General features: G+C 71.9%; 18 protein-coding genes. 9 read left to right on the top strand and 9 right to left on the bottom strand.

Annotated features, from left to right (window positions below):
- Positions 1-98: 98 nt before the first annotated feature.
- The gene (locus tag ACZ37P_RS05960) at positions 99-2,027 is read right to left on the bottom strand and encodes a vWA domain-containing protein (protein WP_467345057.1); all 1,929 of its coding nucleotides are present in this window, start codon (positions 2,025-2,027) and stop codon (positions 99-101) included.
- Between the two features lie 753 nt (positions 2,028-2,780).
- Here ACZ37P_RS05960 and ACZ37P_RS05955 point away from each other — a divergent pair.
- Positions 2,781-4,919, top strand: a complete 2,139-nt coding sequence (locus ACZ37P_RS05955) for a glycoside hydrolase family 31 protein (protein WP_467345055.1) — start codon at positions 2,781-2,783, stop codon at positions 4,917-4,919.
- A gap of 196 nt (positions 4,920-5,115) precedes the next feature.
- Here ACZ37P_RS05955 and ACZ37P_RS05950 read toward each other — a convergent pair whose 3' ends face one another.
- The 4 genes from ACZ37P_RS05950 to ACZ37P_RS05935 all read right to left on the bottom strand — a co-directional run bounded on the left by ACZ37P_RS05950 (position 5,116) and on the right by ACZ37P_RS05935 (position 8,087).
- A complete protein-coding gene (locus tag ACZ37P_RS05950) occupies positions 5,116-5,544 on the bottom strand; it encodes an SH3 domain-containing protein (RefSeq protein ID WP_355336303.1) in 429 nt (142 codons plus the stop codon).
- A gap of 216 nt (positions 5,545-5,760) precedes the next feature.
- Positions 5,761-6,519 (bottom strand): SDR family NAD(P)-dependent oxidoreductase, encoded by a 759-nt coding sequence (locus tag ACZ37P_RS05945; RefSeq protein WP_355336305.1) that lies wholly within the window; start codon positions 6,517-6,519, stop codon positions 5,761-5,763.
- A 169-nt stretch (positions 6,520-6,688) separates the two neighbouring features.
- Positions 6,689-7,648: an alpha/beta hydrolase gene (locus tag ACZ37P_RS05940; protein ID WP_467345054.1), complete on the bottom strand. Its 960-nt coding sequence runs from the start codon at positions 7,646-7,648 to the stop codon at positions 6,689-6,691.
- Positions 7,649-7,769: 121 nt separating this feature from the next.
- Positions 7,770-8,087: a putative quinol monooxygenase gene (locus tag ACZ37P_RS05935; RefSeq protein WP_355336309.1), complete on the bottom strand. Its 318-nt coding sequence runs from the start codon at positions 8,085-8,087 to the stop codon at positions 7,770-7,772.
- 143 nt (positions 8,088-8,230) lie between these two features.
- On the opposite strand from ACZ37P_RS05935, the gene ACZ37P_RS05930 reads away from it, so the two are divergent.
- Complete coding sequence (locus tag ACZ37P_RS05930) at positions 8,231-9,160, top strand: AraC family transcriptional regulator (RefSeq protein WP_467345051.1); 930 nt, start codon at positions 8,231-8,233, stop codon at positions 9,158-9,160.
- Positions 9,161-9,232: 72 nt separating this feature from the next.
- Here ACZ37P_RS05930 and ACZ37P_RS05925 read toward each other — a convergent pair whose 3' ends face one another.
- Positions 9,233-11,164, bottom strand: a complete 1,932-nt coding sequence (locus ACZ37P_RS05925; RefSeq protein ID WP_467345232.1) for an exo-alpha-sialidase — start codon at positions 11,162-11,164, stop codon at positions 9,233-9,235.
- 222 nt (positions 11,165-11,386) lie between these two features.
- A complete protein-coding gene (locus ACZ37P_RS05920; RefSeq protein ID WP_355336437.1) occupies positions 11,387-12,142 on the bottom strand; it encodes a FadR/GntR family transcriptional regulator in 756 nt (251 codons plus the stop codon).
- A gap of 446 nt (positions 12,143-12,588) precedes the next feature.
- Here ACZ37P_RS05920 and ACZ37P_RS05915 point away from each other — a divergent pair, with 446 nt between their 5' ends.
- The 7 genes from ACZ37P_RS05915 to ACZ37P_RS05885 all read left to right on the top strand — a co-directional run bounded on the left by ACZ37P_RS05915 (position 12,589) and on the right by ACZ37P_RS05885 (position 21,011).
- A complete protein-coding gene (locus tag ACZ37P_RS05915) occupies positions 12,589-14,205 on the top strand; it encodes an ABC transporter substrate-binding protein (RefSeq protein ID WP_467345049.1) in 1,617 nt (538 codons plus the stop codon).
- A 128-nt stretch (positions 14,206-14,333) separates the two neighbouring features.
- Positions 14,334-15,284, top strand: a complete 951-nt coding sequence (locus ACZ37P_RS05910; protein WP_355336316.1) for an ABC transporter permease — start codon at positions 14,334-14,336, stop codon at positions 15,282-15,284.
- A gap of 1 nt (position 15,285) precedes the next feature.
- Positions 15,286-17,430: a dipeptide/oligopeptide/nickel ABC transporter permease/ATP-binding protein gene (locus ACZ37P_RS05905; protein ID WP_467345047.1), complete on the top strand. Its 2,145-nt coding sequence runs from the start codon at positions 15,286-15,288 to the stop codon at positions 17,428-17,430.
- On the top strand, positions 17,427-18,422 hold the full coding sequence (locus ACZ37P_RS05900; protein WP_401309772.1) for an oligopeptide/dipeptide ABC transporter ATP-binding protein: 996 nt from the start codon (positions 17,427-17,429) through the stop codon (positions 18,420-18,422). Before ACZ37P_RS05905 ends, ACZ37P_RS05900 begins: the two co-directional genes overlap by 4 nt.
- On the top strand, positions 18,419-19,348 hold the full coding sequence (locus ACZ37P_RS05895; RefSeq protein WP_467345045.1) for a dihydrodipicolinate synthase family protein: 930 nt from the start codon (positions 18,419-18,421) through the stop codon (positions 19,346-19,348). The genes ACZ37P_RS05900 and ACZ37P_RS05895 overlap by 4 nt, the downstream gene beginning before the upstream one ends.
- Positions 19,345-20,271 (top strand): ROK family protein, encoded by a 927-nt coding sequence (locus ACZ37P_RS05890; RefSeq protein ID WP_401856129.1) that lies wholly within the window; start codon positions 19,345-19,347, stop codon positions 20,269-20,271. The genes ACZ37P_RS05895 and ACZ37P_RS05890 overlap by 4 nt, the downstream gene beginning before the upstream one ends.
- Positions 20,268-21,011, top strand: a complete 744-nt coding sequence (locus tag ACZ37P_RS05885) for an N-acetylmannosamine-6-phosphate 2-epimerase (RefSeq protein ID WP_402710584.1) — start codon at positions 20,268-20,270, stop codon at positions 21,009-21,011. The genes ACZ37P_RS05890 and ACZ37P_RS05885 overlap by 4 nt, the downstream gene beginning before the upstream one ends.
- A 216-nt stretch (positions 21,012-21,227) precedes the next feature.
- Here the strand turns inward: ACZ37P_RS05885 and ACZ37P_RS05880 are convergent, their stop codons facing one another.
- Positions 21,228-22,829, bottom strand: a complete 1,602-nt coding sequence (locus ACZ37P_RS05880) for a glycosyltransferase family 39 protein (RefSeq protein WP_467345043.1) — start codon at positions 22,827-22,829, stop codon at positions 21,228-21,230.
- 212 nt (positions 22,830-23,041) lie between these two features.
- Complete coding sequence (locus ACZ37P_RS05875) at positions 23,042-23,899, bottom strand: ABC transporter ATP-binding protein (RefSeq protein ID WP_467345041.1); 858 nt, start codon at positions 23,897-23,899, stop codon at positions 23,042-23,044.
- Positions 23,900-23,901: the final 2 nt, after the last annotated feature.

Raw genomic sequence — 23,901 nt, 5'->3', positions numbered from 1 at the left:
GGGTACGCGCGCGAACCAGCATGGGTCGGGGAACCGTCCGCCGAGACTGGGATGCAGGCTGGCGCTGGAATGGTGGTGCGCAGGGGTCGGCCGGCCGGTCAGCGGCCGGGGCGGTCCAGGGCGGCGCGGTGGCCGCGGGCGACGGTCACGCCATGGCGGCCGTCTGCGCCGTGCGCGTCGGTGCTGCTCCCGTAGCCGCCGTGCTCGCCGCCGTCATCGGGTGGGCAGCAGGTCACGGTGTTCGTGACGGTGGCGTGCTGGTGGTGTGCCGTGAGGGTGGTCTCGTACGGCAAGGGCAGGTCCACGGGCGTGCCGTCGATCTCGGTGATTTCGGAGCGGGTGAGCGTGCAGGCGTCGTTGCCCAGGTGGACCTGTTCACCGATCGTCACCTGGTCGCCCACTGTGTAGCCGGGGCGGGCGACGCCCCAAGGCTGCGGTGTCGGTGACGCGGTGTCGGGGCCGGTGAGGGTGAGCTGGGCGTCGAGGCCGTCGGGTTGGGTGCCCTCGGGGTAGAGGTGCCCGTCGACGTCCCACTCCTTGTCGACGGTCAGGTCGGCTTCGCCGTCGTCCTCCGCGGGCCGGTTGTAGACGGTGCAGGTGACCGCGTCCTGGCGGGGAGCGTCGACGGCGAAGCCGGGGCCGGCCGCAGACGCGGTGTTCTCCACCGGTACGCGCCGGCCGGTGTCGAGGTCGGTGCACACCGCGTTCTGGCCGCCCTGGGTGACCAGCTGGTATCCGGGGTGCTGGATCTCGTCCACCGTGACGTCAGCAGAGGGGTTGGCGCCGTAGCCGGGGGTGAAGGTGACCGTGCCGGTGCCGTCGGCGGTGGTGGTCTGGGAGTCGGGCAGGCCGGTGACTCCCGGTGTGGTGGTGGAGGCAGCGAAGGTCCACCCCGGACCGGCCGGAACCGAGCCGGTCACGTCTTCGCCGGTGGTGTCGGCCGGTGTGATCTGCTTGACCACGTTGATCGTGCCGGTGCACTTGTCCACTGCCAGGTCGTGCAGTTGGCGGCCGGCCTGGCCGAAGTCAGCGGTCTGGAAGTAGTCCGCGGCCACGGTGTTGGACCCGTCGAACGCGGTCGGTCCGGAGATCGCCCGCAGGTTCAGCCCGGACACCCCCGCGACGCCGCTGCCCACACCCAGCGCGATCACCCGGGTGTCCTTCGCCTTCACGGAGTTGGCGGAGAAGACGCCGTTCTCCACGTCAATGAAGTGGGTGTTCGACCCGTCGCCCCGGCGTTCGCCGAAACGGGTCGGGTTGCCGTCGGTCAGTACCACGGTCGCGTCGTAGTGCTCCGGTGCCTGCGCCACCGCCCACAGCGCCTGGTCCCAGTTCGTGCCCTTGCCCAGCGTCCAGTCGGCGTACAGGTCCTTGAAGGAGTCCGCTCCGGCCTGCGTGGACACCGAACGCAGCTGCGGATAGTTCACGCCCACGCTGGTGGACGGCGACGCCTCGTCGAAGGAGAACAGCGCCATCCGCGAGGGCGTGCCGGTCAGCGCGTCGGTGAAGGCGTCCGTCGCGGCCTTCAGCGCCGGCAGTTGGCTGCCGACCGACGCCGACAGGTCGAGCACGACCGCGACGTCCAGACCGCACGACGGCGGCAGCGGCGGATTGTCCCGCGAGGACTGCCATACCCCGCCCGACCGTGTGGGCAGCCCGTTGTTCGAGCTGTACATGAACTCGTGCGTCGACCGGTAGGTGTTCCCCGCTTGCAGCGGCGGGGTCTGGAACCGGTAGGGCGAGGCCACCGACCCCGAGCCGCTGCCCGGTCCGGTGCGCAGCACCGGGTTGGTGTACCACCCGGTCGGCGCCGCCGTCTGGCGCACCGTCATCACCGCGGAGTGGTTCGCCTGGCCCGCGGCGGTGTCCGGGACGACGAAGCTGCAGTCCCCCTCGGCGTCGGACGTGCACCGGGCCCACGCCTGTCCGATTGGATCGGTCGCGTCCGGACTCGCGTACAGCGCGAGGCCCACTCCTGCCAGCGGCGCCGCCGCGTCCTCAGAGACCCGGTCTCCCCCGGTCCGCACCGTCACCACGCTGCTGTCCGAACCAGGTGCCGGCACAAAACGCGCGGCCTGTGGGCTCGCTGCCGTGGCAGTCACCGGAGCGGCGGCCAGTACCAGCGCGCTCAACGCGATCCAACACAACCTCTGCCTCATCGGCCTCTCCTCGACGACCAGCCACCGCCCACTGCGGCAAACCGGGATCAAAGGCACCCTAGGCACGCCGTCGGTGACCTCCGCCCGGACGCGCCCAGCACACGGGGCACACCAGCCACACGGGTCACACCGGGGACGACGGCTTCCGACTACGCCGAGGGATCCGACCAGCACCGAAGCCCGACTGTGCTCGATCCTGGAGGGCGCCGTGCGCCGGCCGCGATCCGCGCCTCCTGGACCGCCGCCGCACCGGCAGGTGACGGCCCGGCCGCGGCGGTCGTCGATGTGGACCTGGCGGCCGTGGACGTCGCTGCGACCGTCTACATCCACCGCGAGCACCTCCGCCACCGGCGCCTGCTCGCCGAGGCCCGCCGCGACCCCGCCGCGACCCCGGCGCGGCTCCGGCGCGCTCTGGTGCGGAAAATGAGCCGCGTTGCTCGATATGGCCATGTTTCGAGCTATTGTGCTCACGAATGGGACTGGCTAGCCTGCGCTGCGCAGTGATCGGGCCGTCTCAGCGGGGCCCCGCCCGGCCCTGGGATCGGATACTGAAGGCCATGTCCGTTCGACAGCCGCACCATCCAATGCAGCGACTCGACGCTGCTCACCAGGAGGAGCACCATGGCTGAACAAGGGATGCCTCGAAGGCGTTTGCTCGCCGTCGGCGGAGCGGTCGGCGTGTCGGGTGCGCTTTTGACGAGTGGTCAGTCGGCTGCTCGTGGCGAGTCGCGCGCGACCGGGCAGCCGGGGAACGGTGCGACCGGAGCCCCGGCGCCCACGCGGTTCGAGGACACCGTCGACAGCGTCAGACTCATTGTGTCGCCCGCGGCGAAGGCCCCGGGCTACACCGTGGTCGTCACCAAGTCGCCCTTCCAGATCACCACACTGCGCGATCGCAAGGTGGTGTTGCAGACCGACGCGGGCTCGTCCGCGTCGTCGGGGTCCGGCCCCGCGGTCTTCCGCACGGCCCAGGGAGCGTGGGCGACCGCCACGTCCGTGACGAGCGCGCGGTGGAGCGACGGTGTGCTCGTACTGACGCTGGCGACCACCGTACCCGGCAGCACCGTGACCTACCGGATCACTCCGGCCGCTGACCGGTACCGGATGACCTGGTCGGTCCAGGGACATGTCGCCGCGACCAAGGTGGCGAGCCATTATCTGGTCGAGTCGGCCGGTCACTGGTACGGGCAGGGCGAGGCGGTGACCGCGACCGGTGCGCCGTACATCGACCAGCCGTGGCCGTTGGACTCCGGCAAGGTCCGGGACAAGACGATGGCGCCCGCGGAGTATCTGGTCACCGAGCCGTTCTGGTTCACCCAGCGGGGCACCGGCTTGTGGGTCAACACCGAAGACGTCATGGATGTGTCCATCAACGACGCGCAGCAGGGTGTCTTCGGCTACACGCTCACCCAGAGTTCCACGATGGACGCCACCGTCTTCGTGGAACGCAACGCCAGAGACGTCTATGAGAACTACATCGGCATCACCGGCACGCCCGCCAAGAGCGACGCGTCGAGCGCGCAGTACGCCAAGCCGTTGTGGAACTCGTGGGCGCAGTTCTACTCCGCCGTCTCACAGGACTCGCTGCTGGGCTGGGCCAGGAGTCTGCACGACGCGGGAGTGCCGGGGCACACGGTCCAGATGGACGACGGCTGGATGAGCCATTACGGCGACTTCACCTTCAACAGCAAATTCCCGGCGCCGAAGGCGATGTCCGACGAGATCCACGCGATGGGATACGACTTCGGGATCTGGGTCACGCTGTGGATCAACACCGACGCCGACAACTTCTCCTATGCCGCCGACCACGGCTACCTCCTGAAATCGCGGACCGACCCGGCCGAACCGGGCCTGGTCAAGTGGTGGAACGGCACCGCCGGCATCGTCGACATCGCCAATCCCGAGGCCCGCGCCTGGTATGTCGGGAACCTTCAGAGCCTGCGGCAGGACTACGGCGTCGACGGGTTCAAATTCGACACCCGCTTCTACGACGAGACCTGTGCGCCGTATCCCGGTCACACCGCGCTCGACTACCTCAAGCTCGGCGCGGAACTGTGCGACCAGTTCGACCTGCAAGGCGCCGGCGTACGGATCCACTGGACCGGCTCGCAGCGGTACGGCTTCGTCACCCGGCAGATCGACAAGGGAACAAGCTGGGTCTCGCTGCGCGCGGCGGTGGCGCAGAACCTCTCGATCAGCACCGTCGGCTACCCCTTCGTCGAGACGGACATGATCGGCGGTTCCCTCAGCAAGGCCCCGCCTGCCAAGCAGGTGCTCGTGCGGTGGGCGCAGGCGGCGTCGCTGATGCCGCTGATGTACTCCTCCACCTCGCCGCTCGGAGTGTCCAACGCCTACGGCAGCCAGAAGTACGATCAGGAGACGGTCGACCTCTACGTCGCCGCGGTCCAGGCTCACGAACGCCTCGCGCCGTACATCGAGTCGCAGGCCGAGCGGGCGGTGCGCACCGGGGAACCGATCATGAAGCCGCTGTTCTTCAACTACCCGCAGGATGAGGCGGCCTACACGATCGCCGACCAGTGGCTGCTCGGCGACTCGCTGATGGCCGCGCCCGTCCTCACCGATCAGACGCGGCGCGACATCCATGTCCCGCCGGGCCAGTGGTACGACGTCCTGCACCGGAGGACGATCCACGGACCCGCCGAGCTGACGGGCTACGCCGCCGACCTGAGCCGGACCCCGGTGTTCGTCCTGCTGGGCACGCACGACACCGACGCCCTGATGCATGCCGTCTCCCGCTGACGCGTCTCCGCGGGGGGCGCTCATCGGCGCAGTGTGGATGAGGGCCGTGCCGATTCACCACTGGGTTTTCGCATGCAGTTGGCCGTCGGCGTGTGCGAGCGGGTGGCCCGGTGCCGCGCCACGGCAATGAGGCCGGCCCGGAGTCGCGGGTGGGGACTTGGGCGACTCCGGGCCGGCTCGTGCGCGGGGGAGGGGGTCAGCCCTTGGCGCCCTTGGGGATTGCCTTCAGGGTGGAGAGGTCGCTGCGCAGGACGTCCTTGCAGTAGGAGACGTTGCCGGTGTTGTCGACGTACTTCGCCGAGACCCAGTTCGAGTTGTCGCGCAGCAGGTACCAGACGTCGTTGCCCGCGATGTTCTGGGCGCGGACCTTGCAGCGCAGGCCGACCTGCTGGTGGTAGCGCAGCGAGCCCTTGACGGACGAGTCCGTGCTCGGGAACTGGCGCTGGACCACGCCGTCACCGGCGACGACCGTGCCGTACGGGCGGGCCGGGGTGGCGGTCGGGGCGGCGGCCTGGGCGGCCGTCGCGCCGAGCAGCGTGGTGCCGAGTACGACGGCGGTGGTCAGCGCGCTGGCGCCGGTGATGATGCGGCCTCGGAGGGAAGGAAGAGCAGCGAATGTCGCCAAGGGACTTCTCCTGTTCCTGATGTGCAATGACACGCATGGGCACCGCTGAAAATACGCCGGACAATCTCCAACAACTAGGATAAATTGCCACGTTGGGCCGAACGTGCGCAGTCCTCACCCGTCTGCGGGTGCCGCCGCCACCCGGACGGCGGCCTGCTCGCGCAGCGGGTCCGCCGCCAGGGGGCCGGTCCAGAGGTTCTAGAGGTGCTAGAGGCGCTAGAGGTTGTAGCCGCCCGAGACCTCGATGGTCTGGGCGGTGACCCAGCGGGACTCGGGGGAGGTGAGGGCGGCGATCATGGGGCCGATGTCGGCGGGTTCGCCGAGGCGGCCGAGCGCGGTCTTCGCGGCGAGGGCCGGGATGACCTCGGGGAACTGGGTGAAGGCGTCGTTGGCGATGCGGGTGCGGGTGGAGCCGGGGGAGACGGCGTTGACCCGGATGCCGCGCGGGCTGAATTCCTTGGCCATGTAGCGGGTCAGGACGTCGAGGCCGCCCTTCATCGAGGCGTAGACGGAGTAGCCGGGTTCGAGGCCGGCGGACGCGGTCGAGTTGCTGCTCGTGTTGACGATGGCGCCGCCGTCGGCCATCAGGGGGAGCAGCTTCTGCGTCAGGAAGTACGGACCCTTGAGCAGGACGCGCATGAGCCGGTCGAAGGTCTCCTCGGTGGTGTCCTCGATCAGCGAGGTGAGGGAGAGACCGGCGTTGTTGACCAGGGAGTCGAAGGTGTCGCGCTGCCAGGTGTCGTGCAGTACGGCGGCCACGGTGTCGCGGAAGGCGGTGAAGGTGCCGGCCTCGCCGACGTCCAGGGGCAGGGCGACGGCTGTGCCGCCCGCCTTCTCGATGGCGGCGACGGTCTCCCGGCCGCCGGCCGGGTTGTTGGCGTAGGTCAGGATGACGCCGGTTCCGCGTTTGGCGATCTCGATCGCGGCGCTCTGTCCGATGCCGGAGCTGGCCCCGGTGACGATGGCGACGTTCATGGTGGTCCTCCAGATGGGGGTGGGCTTACGTGACCGGGTGGGCCTACGCGGCCGGGTGGGCCTACGCGGCCGGGTGGGCTTACGTGACCGGGCCGGCTTACGTGACCGGGCCGGCTTACGTGACCGGGCCGGATTACGTGACCGGGCGGGATCACCCGGCCGGGTGGGCCTACGCGGACAGGACGCGGGCGAGCCAGTCGGTGCGGGTCCTGCGGGCGGTGGCCGCGATACGGGCCTGCGGGTACAGCGCGTCGAAGCCGTGGAAGCCGCCCGCCCAGACGTGGAGCTCGGCCTGGCCGCCGGCCGCCCAGATCCGGGTGGCGTAGTCGGTGTCCTCGTCGCGGAAGACCTCGGCGGAACCGGTGTCGATGTAGGCGGTCGGCAGATTCGACAGGTCGTCGGCCAGGGCGGGCGATACGTACGCGGGTACGTCGTCGCCGACGAGGCCGCCGAGCAGGCAGCTCCAGCCGAACTCGTTCATCTCGCGGGTCCATACGCCGGGTTCGTTCGCGTACTGGCGGCTGGAGGCGGTGGTGTTGCGGTGGTCGAGCATGGGGCCGATCAGCACCTGGGCGGCGATGGCCGGGGCCTGCCGGTCGCGGGCCGCCAGCGCCACCCCCGCGGCGAGGCCGCCGCCCGCGCTGGCACCCGCGACGACGATACGGGCGGGGTCGATCCCCAGCTCGGCCGCGTGCTCGGCGACCCAGAGCAGCCCCTGGTAGCAGTCCTCGACGGGGATCGTGCCGCCGGACTCCGGCGCGAGCCGGTACTCGACGGTGACCACGACGGCGCCGCACGCGTCGAGCCACTCCAGCGGAATGTCTATCTGGGAGAAGCGGTCGCCCATGACCATCCCGCCGCCGTGCATCCAGTAGACGCAGGGCGCCGCGGTGGCCCGGCCGCCGGTGGCCGCGGGGCTGAAGACCGACAGCGCGATCGGTTCGCCGTCCCGGCTCGGGACGGTCACCTCGCGGCGGTCGATCGCGCGCCCTTCCAGGAGCGGTTCGACGGGCGCCGAGGAGAAGGGGCGGACCTGCGCGAGCACCTCCGGGCTGAGCCCGGACATCAGCGGCAAGTCGGCGAGCAGGTCGTGCAGTTCGGGGTCGAGGCCGGGGCGGGGCGTGGTCATGGGCGGTGCCTTTCTCAAGAGGTGGAGAGGGTGGTGGCGGCGGACTGGCGCATCAGAAAGCGGGAGCCGACGGATGAGCCGGTAAGCGGGAGCCGGCGGATGGGAGGTCGGAGCAGGCGGATCAGAAAGCGGCCTTGCCCCGCACCGGCACGTAATCCGTGTAGTCGGACTCCTTGGCCAGCAGCGGGCCGATCCGCGCCACGATGGCCTGCGCGGCCTCGCCGGCGAAGACGCGGTGGTGGTCCTCCTCGCTGGTCCAGCCCTCGGTGACGTGGACGACGTCCGGGTCGGAGGCGGAGCGGGAGACGAGGTAGACGACGCAGTGCTCGCTCGCGCCGGGGCTGCCCTCGTCCAGACCGGTCAGCAGCAGCTCGACGAGCTGGTCGCTCATTCCGGCCTTGGCGGTCAGCGTGGCGTTGAAGCCATAGTTCGCGTTCATGGAATCCTTCTTCTCTCCGTTGGAGTGCGGTGATTCCATTGAACCGCTCTGACCTGCGAAAACGTTAGAACGTTCCTCGCTCGTACTTGCACGATCCTCGCGGCCACGGGAGCCAGGGCGCGGTGGGGTGGTGCAATGGACGTATGAGCCGTGAAGAACACCTGGACGAGCTGCGCGGCCTGCTGGCACGGCACGCGCCGCGCTCCGGCTGGACCACCGCCATCGACGGCGTCCTCGTCTCGAAGGTCGACCGCCCCGACCCGCCCGCCCCCTCGATGTCCGGCACGGTCCTGGCGGTCATCGCCCAGGGCGCCAAACGCCTGGCCCTGGGGGAGCGGGTCTTCGAGTACGGGGCCGGGCAGTACCTGATCGCGTCCGTGGATCTGCCGGTCACGGGACAGTTCCTCCAAGCCGACGCCGAGGAACCGGCGTTGGGGTTCGGCCTGGTCCTCGAACCGTCCGCCGTCGCCGAACTGCTGCTCCAGGCCGGGCCCGGCAACTCCCCCCGCACCGGGGGCGGTACGCCGTCGGGCATCGTCGTCAGCGACGCGCCGCCCGCGCTGCTCGACGCGGTCGTCCGGCTGCTGCGCCTGCTCGACGAGCCGCACGACCGGGCCGTCCTCGCGCCCCTCGTCAAGCGCGAGATCCTGTGGCGGCTGATCACGGGGGAACAGGGCGCGGCGGTACGGCAGTTCGGTCTGGCCGACAGCAGCCTCAGCCATGTCTCGCGCGCCGTGCGCTGGATCCGCGAGCACTACGCGCAGCCCTTCCGCGTCGAGGACGTGGCGCGGCAGTCCGGTATGAGCGTGTCCGCCTTCTACCGCAACTTCCAGGCGGTGACCGCGATGAGCCCGATCCAGTTCCAGAAGCAGATCCGGCTCCAGGAGGCCCGGCTGCTGCTCACCACCCACCCGGGCGACGTCACGGGGGTCGGGCAGCGCGTCGGCTACGACAACCCCTCGCAGTTCAGCCGCGAGTACCGTCGCCAGTTCGGCGCGCCCCCCAGCCGGGACGCCGCCCGCCTGCGCCGGACCGTCGGTACCGTCCGCACCCCGGCGGGCGTCCTCCCCTGAGCGGGGAAGCCGCCGGGCCGGGGCGCGGCGGGATGACCCCCCGGGTGAGGGCGCTCACCCCAACGGCTGCGGTCAGGGCGCCTGTTGGACCCAGGGCAGCGTGAAGGCGGCGAAGACGATGCCGCCCGTGTCGCCGATTTCGTAGAGGTCGGCGATCGAGCCGCCCTGGAGGACGGCCAGGGTGGAGTAACCGGCGGCCTTGGACTTGATGAGCGCCTGGTGGGGCCAGGTGGCGCCGTCGTCCTGGCTGACGCGGACGGTCAGTTCGGAACGGGCGGTGGAGGCGTTGTTGCTGAGGAGCGCGACCGAGGTGGTCGTGGGGGCTCCGTTCGCGCCGAGTTGGGAGGGCTGGAGGTAGGAGATCTCGTCGGCGTTGCAACCGGGGTCGACCAGGCCGGAGTTCCAGGCCGGGCCGAACGCGCTGGCGACGTCGGTCGCTCCGGCCGGGGAGGCGTCGCCCGCGGTGGCGTACCAGCGGTTGCCGCCCGCGTTGGAGCGGAGGTTCTGGACGACCTTGCCGTTGCCGCGCTGGACGACCTTGCTCTCGTTGACGCCGGTCGCCGCCGCCGGTCCCGCGTGCCAGGTGGCGCCGTGGTCGTCGGAGTAGATGTCGCCCGCGTGGTCCACGCCGTTCTCGCGGTACACGATGGGCTGCACCAGCCGCCCGCTGGCCAGTTGGGTGCCGTGGCCCGAGGAGGCGAAGAGCCCGGCCCAACCGGTGCTCTTGACCTGGGGGTTGAGGTCGACGGGGGCGCTCCAGGTGGCGCCGTTGTTGGTCGAGGCGATGTAGCGGATGTGCATCGCGGTCGTGTCGGTCGCGGAGTTGGAGCCGGCCGCGGAACCGTAGTAGCCGATGCCGGGCGCCGGCGAGTAGTTGATGAAGGCGAACACCTTGCCGTTCGCGCCGACGGACCGGTCGACGAGCAGGCTGCTGTCCCCGTATCCCTCGTGCGTGGTGGGCGCGTGGGCGACGACGGCGGGCGCGGTCCAGGTGGCGCCGCCGTCGGAGCTGCGGCGCAGGGCGACTTGGATGTTGTTGCTCGCGCCGCCGAGGTCGGCGCTGCTGTCGACCCGCGCGTCGGCCATGGCGATGACGGTGCCGCTCCTGGTGACGGCCATGGCCGGGATGCGTACGGAGGCGGCGGTGCCGGTGTACGTCTCGTACGTGCTGCCGTCCGCCGAGAGCCGGTTGAGGCCGCTGATGGGCGTGGCCGGGCTGAACAGCGTCTGGGCGTTCAACCCCGGTGTGCCGGAGGCCAGTCCGCAGGTGGCGGTGCCGGATTCGGTACGGCTGTAGCCGGTCGGCGTGGTCGTGGTGAACGTGTACGGCGTGCCGTTGGCGACCGTCCAGTACAGCGAGTCGTCCGAGGCTCCGGCGGCGACGGTCCTGGTCCAGGGGGAGCCGCCGCGGCCGGGCCAGGCGACGGTGAAGGTCTGCTGGACGGGGGAGCGGTTGACCAGCGTCACGCGCAGGGCGTGAGTGGCGGGCGGTGAACCGTCGGCGGCGCGCGGGCAGTCCATGCCGACCTGGGAGCCCAGGGCTCCGTCGCAGTTCAGCGTGCCGGACAGGGTCGTGTCCAGGCCCTGGGGCGTGGTGACGCGGAAGGAGTACGCCGTGCCGCTCGCCTTGGTGAAGAACAGGTCCGAGCGGTCGCCCGCCGCGACGGCCGGCGTCCAGGTGCCGTTCCCCGGCCACGTCACGGTGAAGGTGGTGCTCGCGGCGGTCGGATTGCCGAGGGCGACCCGTATACGGCTGCTGACGCAGTCCTGGCTGACGACGGCGGTCTGGGCACCCGGGGTGGCCGGGTACCCGGGCGTCGCCGTGGCCAGCGGTGCGGCCGCCGCCGCGACGACGACCGTCAGGGGGAGCAGCGTCCGGCGGACCGCCCGCGCCGCTCCCCTCCGGGCCGATCCCCTCCGGGTCGAACCCCTCCGCGCCGCTCCCCTCCGCGCCGCTCCCCTCCGGGTCGAACCCCTCCGCGCTGATCGGGCGTACGGAGACACGGGCGGCACGACCGGTACGGACGGCACGGATGCCACGGACAGCACGGGTGCCACGGACGGCACGGGCACTTCGGGGGAGGCGGGCGGCAACGGCGGCGGCACAGGGGACTCCTCAGCTCGCGGCGGACACCGCGCTCGACAGGACGTACCTCAGGTATGACACCTGACGAACGACATCAGATGTCTGCTGTCGAGGGACCCTAGGGCCGCGGTCCGACCCCGTCAAGATCCGGAGCGCCGCCTCGGCGCGATGACCGCACGCTCCCGTGCCTCCGGCGTCCCCGCCTTCCCCTCCGCCGCCGCCCGCGCCTCGGCGATCCGCCGCCGGACCGGCGCGTAGTGGTCGGAGACGGCCGCGGCGAAGGCCGCCGCGTCCCGGTCGCGCGCGGCCTCCACGATCCGGTGGTGGTGGTGGACGGTCTCCACCTCCTCCGCCCTGCTGATGCCGGTGAGCTGCGGGGCCACGACGATGTAGACGTCCCAGAACGCCGCGGAGAGCTGGCCGATCAGTTCGTTGCCGAGCGGCGCGACCAGAAGGGCGTGGAAGGCCCGGTCGGCCTCGACGAAACCGGTCCCGTCGCCGCTGCCGGACGCGTTCATGTCGTCCACCAGCGCGGCGAGGGCGTCCAGGTCGGCGGAGTCGAGCGCGGCCACGATGCGGTCGGCCATGCCGCGCTCGAACAGCTCGCGCATGTCGGCCAGCTCCAGCATGAGCTGCATGTCGTCGTCGCGGTCGAGCATGCCACGGAACGTGAGGCTTTCCACGAGCGCGGACAGTCCGAGGCGGCCGACGTAGGTGCCGTGCCCCCGGCGCACCTCCACGATGTCGAGGACGTCGAGGGTCTTCACGGCCTCGCGGACGCTGGAGCGGCTGGCGTCCAGGGCCTCGCACAGCTCGTTCTCGGTGGGCAGGACGTCCCCCGGACGGAGCCCATTGTCCAGGATGTAACGTTTGATGCCCTCGCTGACCTCGTGCATCAGCAGGCGACGACCCCGTCCGTTGCCCGCATCGCGAGTTCCGTCCACCTCTTGACCCCTCTCGTTCCAACGACTACGGTCCAACCCTATCAGCCATCAGACATCTTATGTCTGATGTTGCACAGAGTGGTCGTCCCACCGGCATACTCTGGCCGCCCGCGCCCCACTCCCGCCCGCGGAACCGCCCTCCCGGCGTCCGCGGCGGCCCGGCCGGGCACACACCGCTGGCCGGGCATACGACGGCCGTACCGCTGGCCGGGCACGCGACGGCCGCACCACCGGCCGGGCATACGACGGCCGTACCGCTGGCCGGGCACGCGACGGCCGCACGACCGGCCGGGCACGCGACGGCCGGTCCGCAGTCCGCCGGGCCCCGCGACCGGCTTCCGCTTCGCCCGTCTCCACCGTCCACCTCATTCCTGCTCACCCCTGCCCGGAGGTTCCCCGTGTCTTCTCGACGGACACCCGCCAGAGTCGATCGCCGCGCATTCCTGCGGTACACCGGCGCGGTCGGCGCTGCCGCCGCCTTCACCGGCACCCTCGCCGCGTGCGGCGGACCCTCCTCGACCAACGCCCCCGACTCCGGGTCCAGCAAGGGGACCGGCGGCGGGACCGGCGGCGCCACCATCACGGCGGGGATCTCGTACGCCCTGTCCACCGGCTTCGACCCGATGACCTCCTCCGGCGCCACCCCGGTCGCGGCCAACTGGCACATCTTCGAGGGTCTGGTGGACCTCAACCCGGTCTCGCTCACCGCCCGCCCCGCCCTCGCCACGGCGCTGCCCGTCCAGGTCGGCCCGACGACGTACCGCGCCACCCTGCGCGACGGGGCCACCTTCCACGACGGCTCCCCGGTCACCGCCGATGACGTGGTCTTCAGCTTCGAGCGCATCCTCGACCCGAAGAACGCCTCGCTGATGGCGCAGTTCCTGCCCTTCCTGCGCTCCGCGCGGGCGGTGGACGCCCACACGGTCGAGTTCGCGCTGAAGTACCCCTTCGCGCTCTTCCCCTCCCGCATATCCGTCGTCAAGATCGTGCCGGAGAAGATCGTCCAGGCCGACGAGAAGGGCTTTGACGCGAAGCCGGTCGGCTCCGGACCGTACGCGCTGGTGTCGGCCACCCGCGAGGACAAGATCGTCTTCAAGAAGTACGCGCGGTACAACGGGCGCTACCCGGCCAAGGCCGAGGCGATGACCTGGAATCTGCTCTCGGACGCCTCCGCGCGGGTCAGCGCCGTGCAGTCCGGCCGGGTCGCGGCCATCGAGGACGTGCCGTACATCGACATGGCCGGCCTCAAGCGCAAGGTCACCGTCGAGTCGGCCGCGTCCTTCGGCAACCTCTTCCTGATGTTCAACTGCGCGAAGAAGCCGTTCGACGACCAGCGGGTGCGCCAGGCCCTGCACTACGCGCTGGACACCGACAAGATCATCGCCACCGCCATGTCGGGCCAGGCCACCCCGGCCAGCGGCTACCTCCAGCCCAGCCACCCCGACTACGTCAAGGCCGCCACGGTCTACGGCCACGACCCCGCCAAGGCCAAGGCGCTGCTCCAGGCCGCGGGCGTCAGCGACCTGAAGGTGACCGTCCTGACCACCGACACCTCCTGGGTGCAGGACATCGCCCCGCTGGTCAAGGAGAGCTGGGACGCCGTCGGCGTCAGGACCACGCTCAGCATCGGCCAGTCCTCCGCCCAGTACGCGAAGATCGACACCGGCGACTTCGACCTCCTCGTCGCCCCGGGCGACCCCTCGGTGTTCGGCAACGACGTCGACCTGCTGATGCGCTGGTTCTACGTCGGGACCTGGCCCGAGACCCGCTACCGCTGGTCGGGCACCGCCCAGGGCAAGCAGGTCGTCTCGCTGCTCGACCAGGCCGCCCGCACCACCGACGACGCGACCCGTACGAAGCTGTGGTCCCAGGTCACCGACATCGTCGCCGAGCAGGCGCCGCTCTACCCGATCCTGCACCGCAAGCTCCCGACCGCGTGGGACGGGCACGCGCTGGCCGGCTTCAGCCCCGTGCCCACCACCGGTCTGTCGTTCCTCGGCGTGTCCCCGGCGTGAGCCGCCAGGACCGGGGCCCGCGCGCCCGGTGCGTGAGCGGCTCGTACCTCCCGCGTACGAGCCGCCCGCGCTCCCCGCGCGGGTCCCGGACCCGCCAGTCGTCCAGGACCTACTGCTAGGAACGCCCGATGTTCGCTTTCCTTCGGCTCGCGCTGCGCCGCGTGGCGATCATGCCGGTGATGATCCTCGGCATCACCTTGCTGGTCTTCGTCGTGCTCCAGTTCTCTCCCGTGGACCCCGCCTACAACGCCCTGGGGGAGAACTCGACGGCCGCCGCCCGCGCGGCGTTCGCGCACGCCAACGGGCTCGACGACCCGCTGCCCGTCCGCTACGCGCACTTTCTGAACCAGTTGCTGCACGGCGACCTCGGCGTGACCGTGCCGCCGAGCCAGCCGGTGGTCGACCGGATCACCGTCGCCTTCCCGCTCACCTTGCAACTGACGCTGCTGGGGCTGCTGATCGCGATCGTCCTCGCCGTCGCGCTCGGCGTGGTCGGCGCGGTGTACCGGGACCGCTGGCCCGACCACGTCTTCCGCGTGGTGTCGATGGCCGGTGTCGCGGTGCCCTCCTTCTGGCTGGGCGTGCTGCTGATCCAGCGGTTCGCCCTGGACAGTTCGCTCTTCCCGACCGGCGGATACGTCAACCCCGGTGACTCCTTCACCGGTTGGCTGCGCTGCATGACGCTCCCGGCGGTCTCGCTCGCGGTCCCGGTCGCGGCCTCGCTCGCCCGGCTCATCCGCACCTCGATGGTCACCGAACTCGACCGCGACTACGTCCGCACGGCCACCGGCAACGGCCTGCCACGGCTGCTGGTCATCCGGTCCGTGCTGCGCAACGCGCTGGTCACCCCGCTCACCGTGCTGGGCGTCAAGGTCGGTTACCTGCTCAGCGGCGCCGTCGTCATCGAGACGATCTTCGACCTTCCCGGCATGGGCAAGCTCATCCTGGAGGGCGTCACCGGCGGCGATGTGGCCCTGGTGCAGGGGACCGTCCTGATGATCGCGCTCGCCTTCCTGGTCGTCAACGTCGTCGTCGACCTGCTCTATCTGCTGGTCAACCCGCGCATCAGGACGGTGTGAGATGTTCCTGTTCACTGGCCCCCAACGCGTCGTCGCCAAGCTGTCGCGTCCCGGCATCCGTTTCCGCGCGCTGCCGCTCGCCGCACGGATCTCGCTCGTCGTCCTGGCCGTCGTGGTCCTGGCCGCGGTGTGCGCGCCGCTGGTCGCGGACAATCCGCTGACCACCGGCAGACCCGTCCAACCCCCCGGCCCCCGGCACTGGTTCGGCACCGACCGGATCGGCCGGGACATCTTCGCCCGGGTCGTCTACGGCGCCCGCTACTCGCTGGTGATCGGCCTCGGCTCCACGGCCGTCGCCGTCGTCGTCGGCGCGGTCCTCGGTTCGCTCGCGGCCACCTCGCCCAAGTGGGGCGACGAGTCGGTGATGCGGGTGCTGGACGTCGTCATGTCCTTCCCGCCGATCGCGCTCGCCGCCGTCCTGGTCACCGTCTTCGGCTCCAGCGTGCCCGTCCTGATCTTCACCATCGCCGCGGTGTACGTCCCCTCGCTCGCCCGCGTCGTACGGGCCAACGTCCTCGCGCAGTACGGCGAGGACTACGTCGCCGCGGAGAAGGTCATCGGCGCCCGTCGCGCCTACATCGTGCTGCGGCACGTGGCCGTCAACTGCGCCGCGCCCGTCATGGTCTTCGCCACCGTGCTGGTCGCCGAGGCGATCATCTTCGAGGCGAGCCTGTCCTTCATCGGCGCCGGGGTGAAGGACCCCGAGCCGAGCTGGGGCAACGTGCTCTCGTACGGGCGGCAGATCCTGCTGTCCGGCGGCTGGTGGGCCACCCTCTTCCCCGGCCTGGTGCTGCTCGTCACCGTACTGGCCCTGAACATCCTGTCCGAGGGACTGACCGACGCCTCGGCGGCGCCGGGAGCGGCGGCCGGAGCGGCGCCGGAGGCCGTACCCGCGGCGGCGGCCGTATCGGGGGCGGCCGTACCCGCGGCCGCGGCCGGAGTCGCCCCCGCGGCCACCGCCTCCGGTACGGACCGCCCGGCCGGTGACACCGCGCCGCAGGACACGCCGCTTCCCCGCCGGACGCGGGCGGACGACGACGAACGGGCCGCCGCCGTACAGCGCAGCCTCGTCCTGCTCGCCGAACGCATGACGCGGAATCCGCCGCCGCTCGCGGCGGTGCCCGCCACCGCCGCGGAACTGCTCTCCATCCGGGACCTGTCGATCCGCTTCCCCGACCGCTACGGCGACGTGCCGGTGGTCGACGGCATCTCGCTCACCGTCAGGGAGGGCGAGACCCTCGGTCTGGTCGGGGAGTCCGGCTGCGGCAAGAGCATCACGAGCCTGGCCGTCATGGGCCTGCTGGCCCGCAACGCGCGGGTGAGCGGTGCCATCGACTACCGCGGCGAGGACCTGCTCGGCATGTCGCCCCGCCGCCGCAGGGTGCTGGCGGGGCCCGAGATCGCCATGGTCTACCAGGACGCGATGTCGTCGCTGAACCCGTCGGTCCTCATCGGCCGCCAGCTCAAGCAGCTCACCTCGCGCGGCGGCACGCAGAGCCCGGCGGAACTGCTCGAACTCGTCGGCCTCTCCCCGGACCGCACGCTGCGCAGCTACCCGCACGAGCTGTCCGGAGGCCAGCGGCAGCGCGTACTGATCGCGATGGCGCTGTCCCGCAGCCCCCGGCTGCTCATCGCCGACGAACCCACCACCGCGCTCGACGTCACCGTCCAGGCGCAGGTCGTCGAACTCCTCACCCGGCTGCGCGACGAACTGGGATTCGCGATGATCCTGGTCTCGCACGACCTCGCGCTGGTCAGCGGGCTCGCCCACCGGGTGGCGGTGATGTACGCGGGGCAGGTCGCCGAGACCGGCGACACCCGGGCGCTGCTGTCCGACCCCGCCCACCACTACACGCGCGGCCTGCTCGGCTCGGTCACCTCGCTGGAGGCGGGCGCCGACCGGCTGCACCAGATCAGCGGCGTGGTGCCCGCGCCGCGCCAGTTCGGCGCCGGATGCCGCTTCGCCTCCCGGTGCGGCGCGGCCACCGAGGTGTGCGGGACCCGCGCCCCCGAGCTGACGGGGCGGCCGGCCCCGGCGGCGGACCCGCGCGCCGCAACCGCCGTGTCCCCCCTGCCCGCCGCGGCGCACGGCGTCGCCTGCCACCACGCGGCCGAACCCGTACTGCTGCAAAGGAGCGGACGATGATCCGCGTCGAAGAGGTCCACGTCAGGCACCGGGCGCGCGGCGGCGGTCTGTTCCGGCACGACGCCGTGCACGCGCTGACCGGGGCGTCGCTGACGGTGGAGCGCGGTGAGATCGTCGGCCTGGTCGGTGAGTCCGGCTGCGGCAAGTCGACGCTGGCGCGGGTGCTGACCGGTCTGCAACGGCCGACCGAGGGCCGGGTCATGTTCCGCGACGAGGATCTGTGGGAGCTGCCGGCGGCCAGGCGCCGCCAGGAGTTCGGCGCGTCGGTCGGCGTGGTCTTCCAGGACCCGTCCACCGCCCTCAACCCGCGGATGCCGGTCGGCCGCATCCTGCGCGACCCGCTGGACGTGCACCGGCGCGGCACCCCGCGCGCCCGCGAACAGCGGGTGACGGAACTGCTGGAGCTGGTGGGCCTGCCCGGGCACACCCGGCAGGCGCTGCCGGGACAGCTCTCCGGCGGGCAGCGCCAGCGGGTCGCCATCGCCAGGGCGCTCGCGCTGGAACCCGAGCTGATCGTCGCCGACGAACCGACCAGCGCCCTCGACGTCTCGGTCCGCGCGCAGGTGCTCAACCTGCTGATGGACCTGCGGTCCCGGCTCGGCCTCGGCATGGTCTTCATCTCGCACGACATCCAGACGGTGCGCCACCTGTCGGACCGGCTCGCGGTCCTCTACCTCGGGCGGATCGTGGAGGAGGGCCCGGCCGCCCAGGTGTCGGCCGCGCCCGCCCACCCGTACACCCAGGCGCTGTTCTCCGCCACGCCGAGCCTGCTGGGGACCACCGAGCGGATCGTGCTCAACGGCCCCGTGCCGTCGGCCACCCACCCGCCCTCCGGCTGTCCGTTCCGCACCCGGTGCTGGAAGGCGGACGACACCTGCGCGACCGCCTTCCCCGCCGCCACACGGGACGGCGACCACCAATGGCACTGCGTACACCCCAGGACCACCGCGGCGGCGACCGCCGCGCACCACGGCACAAGGAGCACTTCGTGATTGCCCGTACACCCCGGTTCTCCGGCGTCGTCCCGCCCGTCGTCACCCCGCTGACCGACGACGGCGCGGTGGACGTCGCGTCGCTGGAGCGCGTGGTCGGCCACCTCATCGGCGGCGGTGTCGACGGCCTGTTCGCGCTGGGGAGTTCTGGCGAGGTCGCCTATCTCACCGACGAGCAGCAGGAGACGGTGCTCGACGTGGTGGTGAAGACCGCGGGCGGCCAGGTGCCGGTGCTGGCGGGCGCCATCGAGACCACCACCAACAAGGTGCTGGAGCGCGCCCGTACTGCCGTCGCGCGCGGTGCCAGCGCGGTCGTCACGACTGCCCCCTTCTACACCCGCACCCACCCCACCGAGATCGACCGGCACTTCCGGACGGTCGCGGCCGCGATCGACGTGCCGGTACTCGCCTACGACATCCCGGTCTGCGTCCACAGCAAGCTCTCCCGGCAACTGGTCGGCGCACTGGCCGCCGACGGGGTGCTGGCCGGGGTCAAGGACTCCAGCGGCGACGATGTGACATTCCGTCAACTCATCCTCGACACCAGGGACGTGCCGGACTTCGCGCTGCTCACCGGGCACGAGGTCGTCGTGGACGCGATGCTGCTCGGCGGCGCGCACGGCTCGGTCCCCGGCCTCGGCAACGTCGACCCGCACGGCTACCGGCGGCTGCACGACGCCGCGGCGCGCGGCGACTGGACGGCGGCCCGCGCCGAACAGGACCGGCTGGCCCGGCTCTTCGACATCGTTGCCGTCGCCGACCCGGCCACCGCGTCCGGTACGGCGTCCGGCCTCGGCGCGTTCAAGACCGCGCTGACGCTGCTCGGCGTCATCGCCCGCAACACCGTCAGCCCGCCGATGCGCCCGCTCACCGACGCCGAGACCGGCCGTATCGGCGCGATCCTGGAGCAGGCGGGCCTGCGATGACGCTGCTCGCCGGAGTCGACATCGGCGGGACCAAGACGGCGGCCGCCCTGGTCACCCCCGAGGGCGTGCTGCTCGACCGCGCCACCCTGCCCACCCCGGCGCGGCAGGGCCCGGCCGCCGTGCTGGACACCGCGGCCCGCGCGGTGACCCTGCTCGGCAGGCCCGTGGACGCCGTCGGCGTCGGCAGCGCGGGCGTCATCGACCCCGGTACCGGCCGGGTGCGGTCGGCCACGTCCGCGCTCCCCGGCTGGGGCGGCACCGACCTGCGCGGGCTGCTCGCCGCCCGGCTCGGCCTGCCGGTCGGCGTCGACAACGATGTCAACGCCCATGCGCTCGGCGAGTATTGGCGCGGCGCCGCCGCCGGGCACGCCTGCGTGCTGCTCCTCACGGTCGGCACCGGCGTCGGCGGCTGCGTCCTGATCGACGGACGCGTCCACCACGGCGCCGGTGGCGCGGCGGGCGAGGCCGGTCACCTGCCGGTGCCCGCCGCGGCCGGGCTGCCCTGCCCCTGCGGGGGCGTCGGACACGTGGAGGCCGCGGCGTCCGGACCGGCGATGACGGCGGCCTACCGCGAACTGGCGGGCGCGCGGCCCGGACACGGGACGGGCGCCGCGCCCGCGACCCTTCGCCTTGTCAACTCCCGCGCGCAGGACGGCGATCCGACGGCGCTGACCGTCCTGCGCGCAGGCGCCACCGCGCTCGGCGAAGCCGTCGGCGGCCTCGTCAATGTCCTGGCCCCCGACCTCGTCCTCCTCGGCGGCGGGGTGAGCCGCTGCGGACCCGTCTGGTGGGACACCCTGCGGACGACCGTCGCCTCCCACCTGGTCCCGGCCGTCGCCGGGACCCCGCTGCGGGCGGGCTCGCTCGGCGACGACGCCGCGCTGTACGGGGCCGCGCTCCTGGGACGGGAGGCGCTGGCGTGAACGTCCGTGAAGATCAACCGACTTCGGGCGGTCGGCCCACGTCGGCCGCCGACCCCGGCGGCGTCCTGGAACGGCTGCGCGGCCGGCTCGTCGTCTCGTGCCAGGCGTATCCGGGGGAGCCGCTGCGCGACCCGCTGATCATGCGTCAGATGGCGCTCGCCGTCCGGGAAGGCGGCGCGGCCGGTATCCGGGCGCAGGGCCTCGACGACCTGCGCGCGATCCGCGCGGTCACCGACGTCCCCCTCATCGGCCTCTGGAAGGACGGCACTTCGGGCGTCTACATCACCCCGACCGAGCGGCACGCCCTCGCCGTCGCCGCGACCGGCGCGGATATCGTCGCGGTCGACGCCACCTTCCGCCCGCGCCCCGGCGGCGAGACCCTGGAACGTACCGTCACGGCCGTGCACCGCGCGGGCCGCCTGCTCATGGCCGACGTCTCCAGCTACGAGGAGGGCGTCGCGGCGGCGGACCTCGGCGCGGACCTGGTCGGCACCACGCTGTCCGGCTATACGGGCAGCGGCCCGCACCCGGACGGTCCCGACCTCGCCCTGGTCGCCCGCCTCAGCGCGGACCTGTCGGTCCCCGTCGTCGCCGAGGGCCGTGTCCACACCCCCGCCCAGGCCCGGTCGGCCCTCGCCGCGGGAGCCTTCACGGTCGTGGTCGGCACCGCGATCACCCACCCGACGACGCTGACCCGGTGGTTCGCCGAAGGGCTCGGAGCACAGCGGCAGTTGGGGTGAATGCCCTCTGCCGCGACGGCGCCCCCCGGAACTCTCGGAGGGCGCCGTCGCCGCGTCGGCCGGGCCGGGTGCCTGGAACGGGTACGAGTTCAGCACCAGCGTCGCCGTGTCCGGCTAGTCGGGGCTGGTGAACACGTCGACATCGGCGATGTTCGCCGCCGGGTCGGCCGCGACGGACGGGGAGCTGATGTGAGCGGGACGGTGCGGCCGGACGGTTCAGCGGGCGGCGCGCGCGGGGCGGGGAAGGCGTTCGTACACCGTCAACCGCCGTCCGTGGACGCGGACATCGGCCACCGGGGTGAAGTACGTCAGCAGGACCCGCATCTTCATCCGGTCCTGCGCCGCGGTCAGGGGGCGGGCGATCCAGGGGACGTCGGTGACCAGCAGGATGCGGTCCCGCGCGAGCATCGCCGTACGGATGCGGTCCGGGGCCGCCTCCAGGCCCTTCAGCGTTCCGGAGCGCTCCGGGGTCTCGGTCAGCGCTATGTCGTGCAGGCCGGAGAAGGCGCCGGGGGAGACGGATTCCGTGTCGCGGCGGGCGGAGGGGATGAAGAGGACGGCGTTGCCGGGGCGCTTGAGCCGCTGGACGTCGGAGGCCACGGCCATGACGTCGTCGACCCGGCTCTTCGGCGAGCGCTCGGCGAGCGACTGCGGGATCAGCGCCACCGTCGCGAGGGCGACCGCCACGGGGACGATCCACGCGGACGCGCGCGGGAAACGGGGCCGGGCGGCGCGCACCGCGGCGCCGATCGCCGCGCCGATGAGCAGCGCGAGGCCCAGCATGCTGAAGAGCACATAGCGGTCGAGGAACAGCGGCTGGAACAACGACACGCAGACCAGGCCGAGTTGCGGCACCGCGAGCAACGGCAGCCCCACGGCGGCGGCGGACAGCCGGTCCGTACGGGGCCCGTCCGTACGAGGCGCGTGCGCATGAGGCCCGTCCGTACGAGGCCCGTCCGTACGAGGAGCGTCGGACCGAGGTGGGGCGATACGAGGCGTGCCGGTACGAGGTGGGGCGATACGTAAGACGTCCGTACGGGCGCGGCCCGCGATACGGCGGCCGGACACCGCCGCGCAGACGCCGCCGATCAGCACCAGCACCCCGGGCCCGATCAGCATGTGCCAGGTCAGCGGCGGAATCCAGGACACCTGCGCCGACTGGCCCCGGCTGAAGAGGGCCAGCGGAGTGACGGCCAGGACGGCGACGGCGGAGGCGGCCGTCCAGGCGGCCCACGTACGGCGGTCGGCGGCCCGGGACCAGAGCAGTGTGGCCAGGTGCGCGGGGAGGATCAGGAGCGAGAACCAGTTCAGCAGCCCGCAGACGAGGACGGCGCCGCCGTATCCCGCCCAGCGCCACGCGCGGCGGCGCGGTCCGGTGTCCTCCTGGAGCGCGGCGACCAGCAGCAGGGTCGACACCCCGGCCCCGGCGGCGACCAGCGCGTACGGCCGCCCCTCCTGGAGGTAGAACTGCACGGCGGGCAGCAGCCCGAACGCCAGCCCGCCCGCGAGGCCCGCTGCGGGACCGGCGAGCCGCCGCCCGATGAGCGCGACGCAGGTGGCCGCCACCGCGCCGGCCAGCACCGAAGGCAGCCGCAGCGTGGTCGTGTGGGGTCCGAACACGCTGAACAGGGCGTGCATCAGCAGGTAGTAGAGGCCGTGCACGACGTCCACGTGGTGCAGCATGCGCAGGATCTCGGGGGTCGACCGCCCGGCCACCTGCCAGGTGGCCGCCTCGTCACGCCAGACGGTGTGCTGCCGGGAGAGTCCCCAGAGGCCGAGGGCGAGAGTCCACAGCGGCGGAATCAGCCAGATCAGCATCGCCCGACTCGGTAAAGATGCCCGAGAGGCCGTGATGGTTGCTTTGAATCCCGAACGGCTTTGAATCGAACGGGATTTGCTGTCGGTGGACGTCAAAGAGGCACCTGAGGCAGTTTGTTGAATTGTGAACCGCCTGGAGGAAGCGTGATCGACACCCACTGATGGCGGTGACACGCATCCTACTCCGGCGCGCGCGGCGGACTTTCGGAACGTCATTTCTCCGCGCGCGCACCGCTCGAAATGGCCGTCGGCACGGTGGCCGGAACGTTGTTCGGCGCGTTGTTCGGTACGTTGTTCGGCGCGGCGGCCGATGCGGCGGTCGATGCGGGCGCGGGTACGGCCTGCCGGGGGGATGCCGGTGCGGCCCCTGCCCCTGGTGCCGCCCCTGCCCCTGGTGCGGCCCCCGCCCCAGGTGCGGCCCCCGCGCCCCTCCCCACCGCGAACACGTTGTCGCAGCGGTCCCGCACGCCCGCGTCGTGCGTGGCGATCACCACCGCGCACCCCGACCGGCTCAGCTCCCGCAGAATGTCCACCACCACAGCCGAGTTGGCGTCGTCGAGCGCGCCCGTCGGCTCGTCCGCCAGCACCAGCGCCGAGCGCTGGACGAGCACGCGCGCCAGCGCGACCCGCTGCTGCTCACCGCCGCTGAGGTGATGGACCGTCTCCTTGCCGCGCCCCGCGAGGCCGACCCGCTCCAGGGCCTCGGCGATCGCGGGCCCTGCCTTGCCGCGCAGCAACGGCCTCGGCCTGGCCGCGACTTCGAGATTCTGCTCGACGGTCTCGCTCTCGATGAGCGCGTAGTGCTGGAAGAGATATCCGAGGGTGTCACGGCGGAATTGCCGGATGTCGCGGCGGCCGAAACGCGTGATGTCCTTCCCCTCGTACCGGATGGCACCGGACGTCGGGCGGTCGAGCAGACCGAGGCAGTTGAGGAGGGTCGACTTTCCCGATCCGCTGGGTCCGACGAGAGCCAGCATCTCGCCGCGCTCCACGGTGAGGTTGACGCTGTCCCACAACGTGCGGGAACCATAGGACTTCGAAAGACTCTCGATCTCGATCAGCTTCGTCATGA

This window comes from Streptomyces sp. NPDC024632, assembly GCF_055559175.1.
Note: the sequence above shows the minus strand (reverse complement) of the source record. Positions and strands in the feature narration are given on the sequence as shown.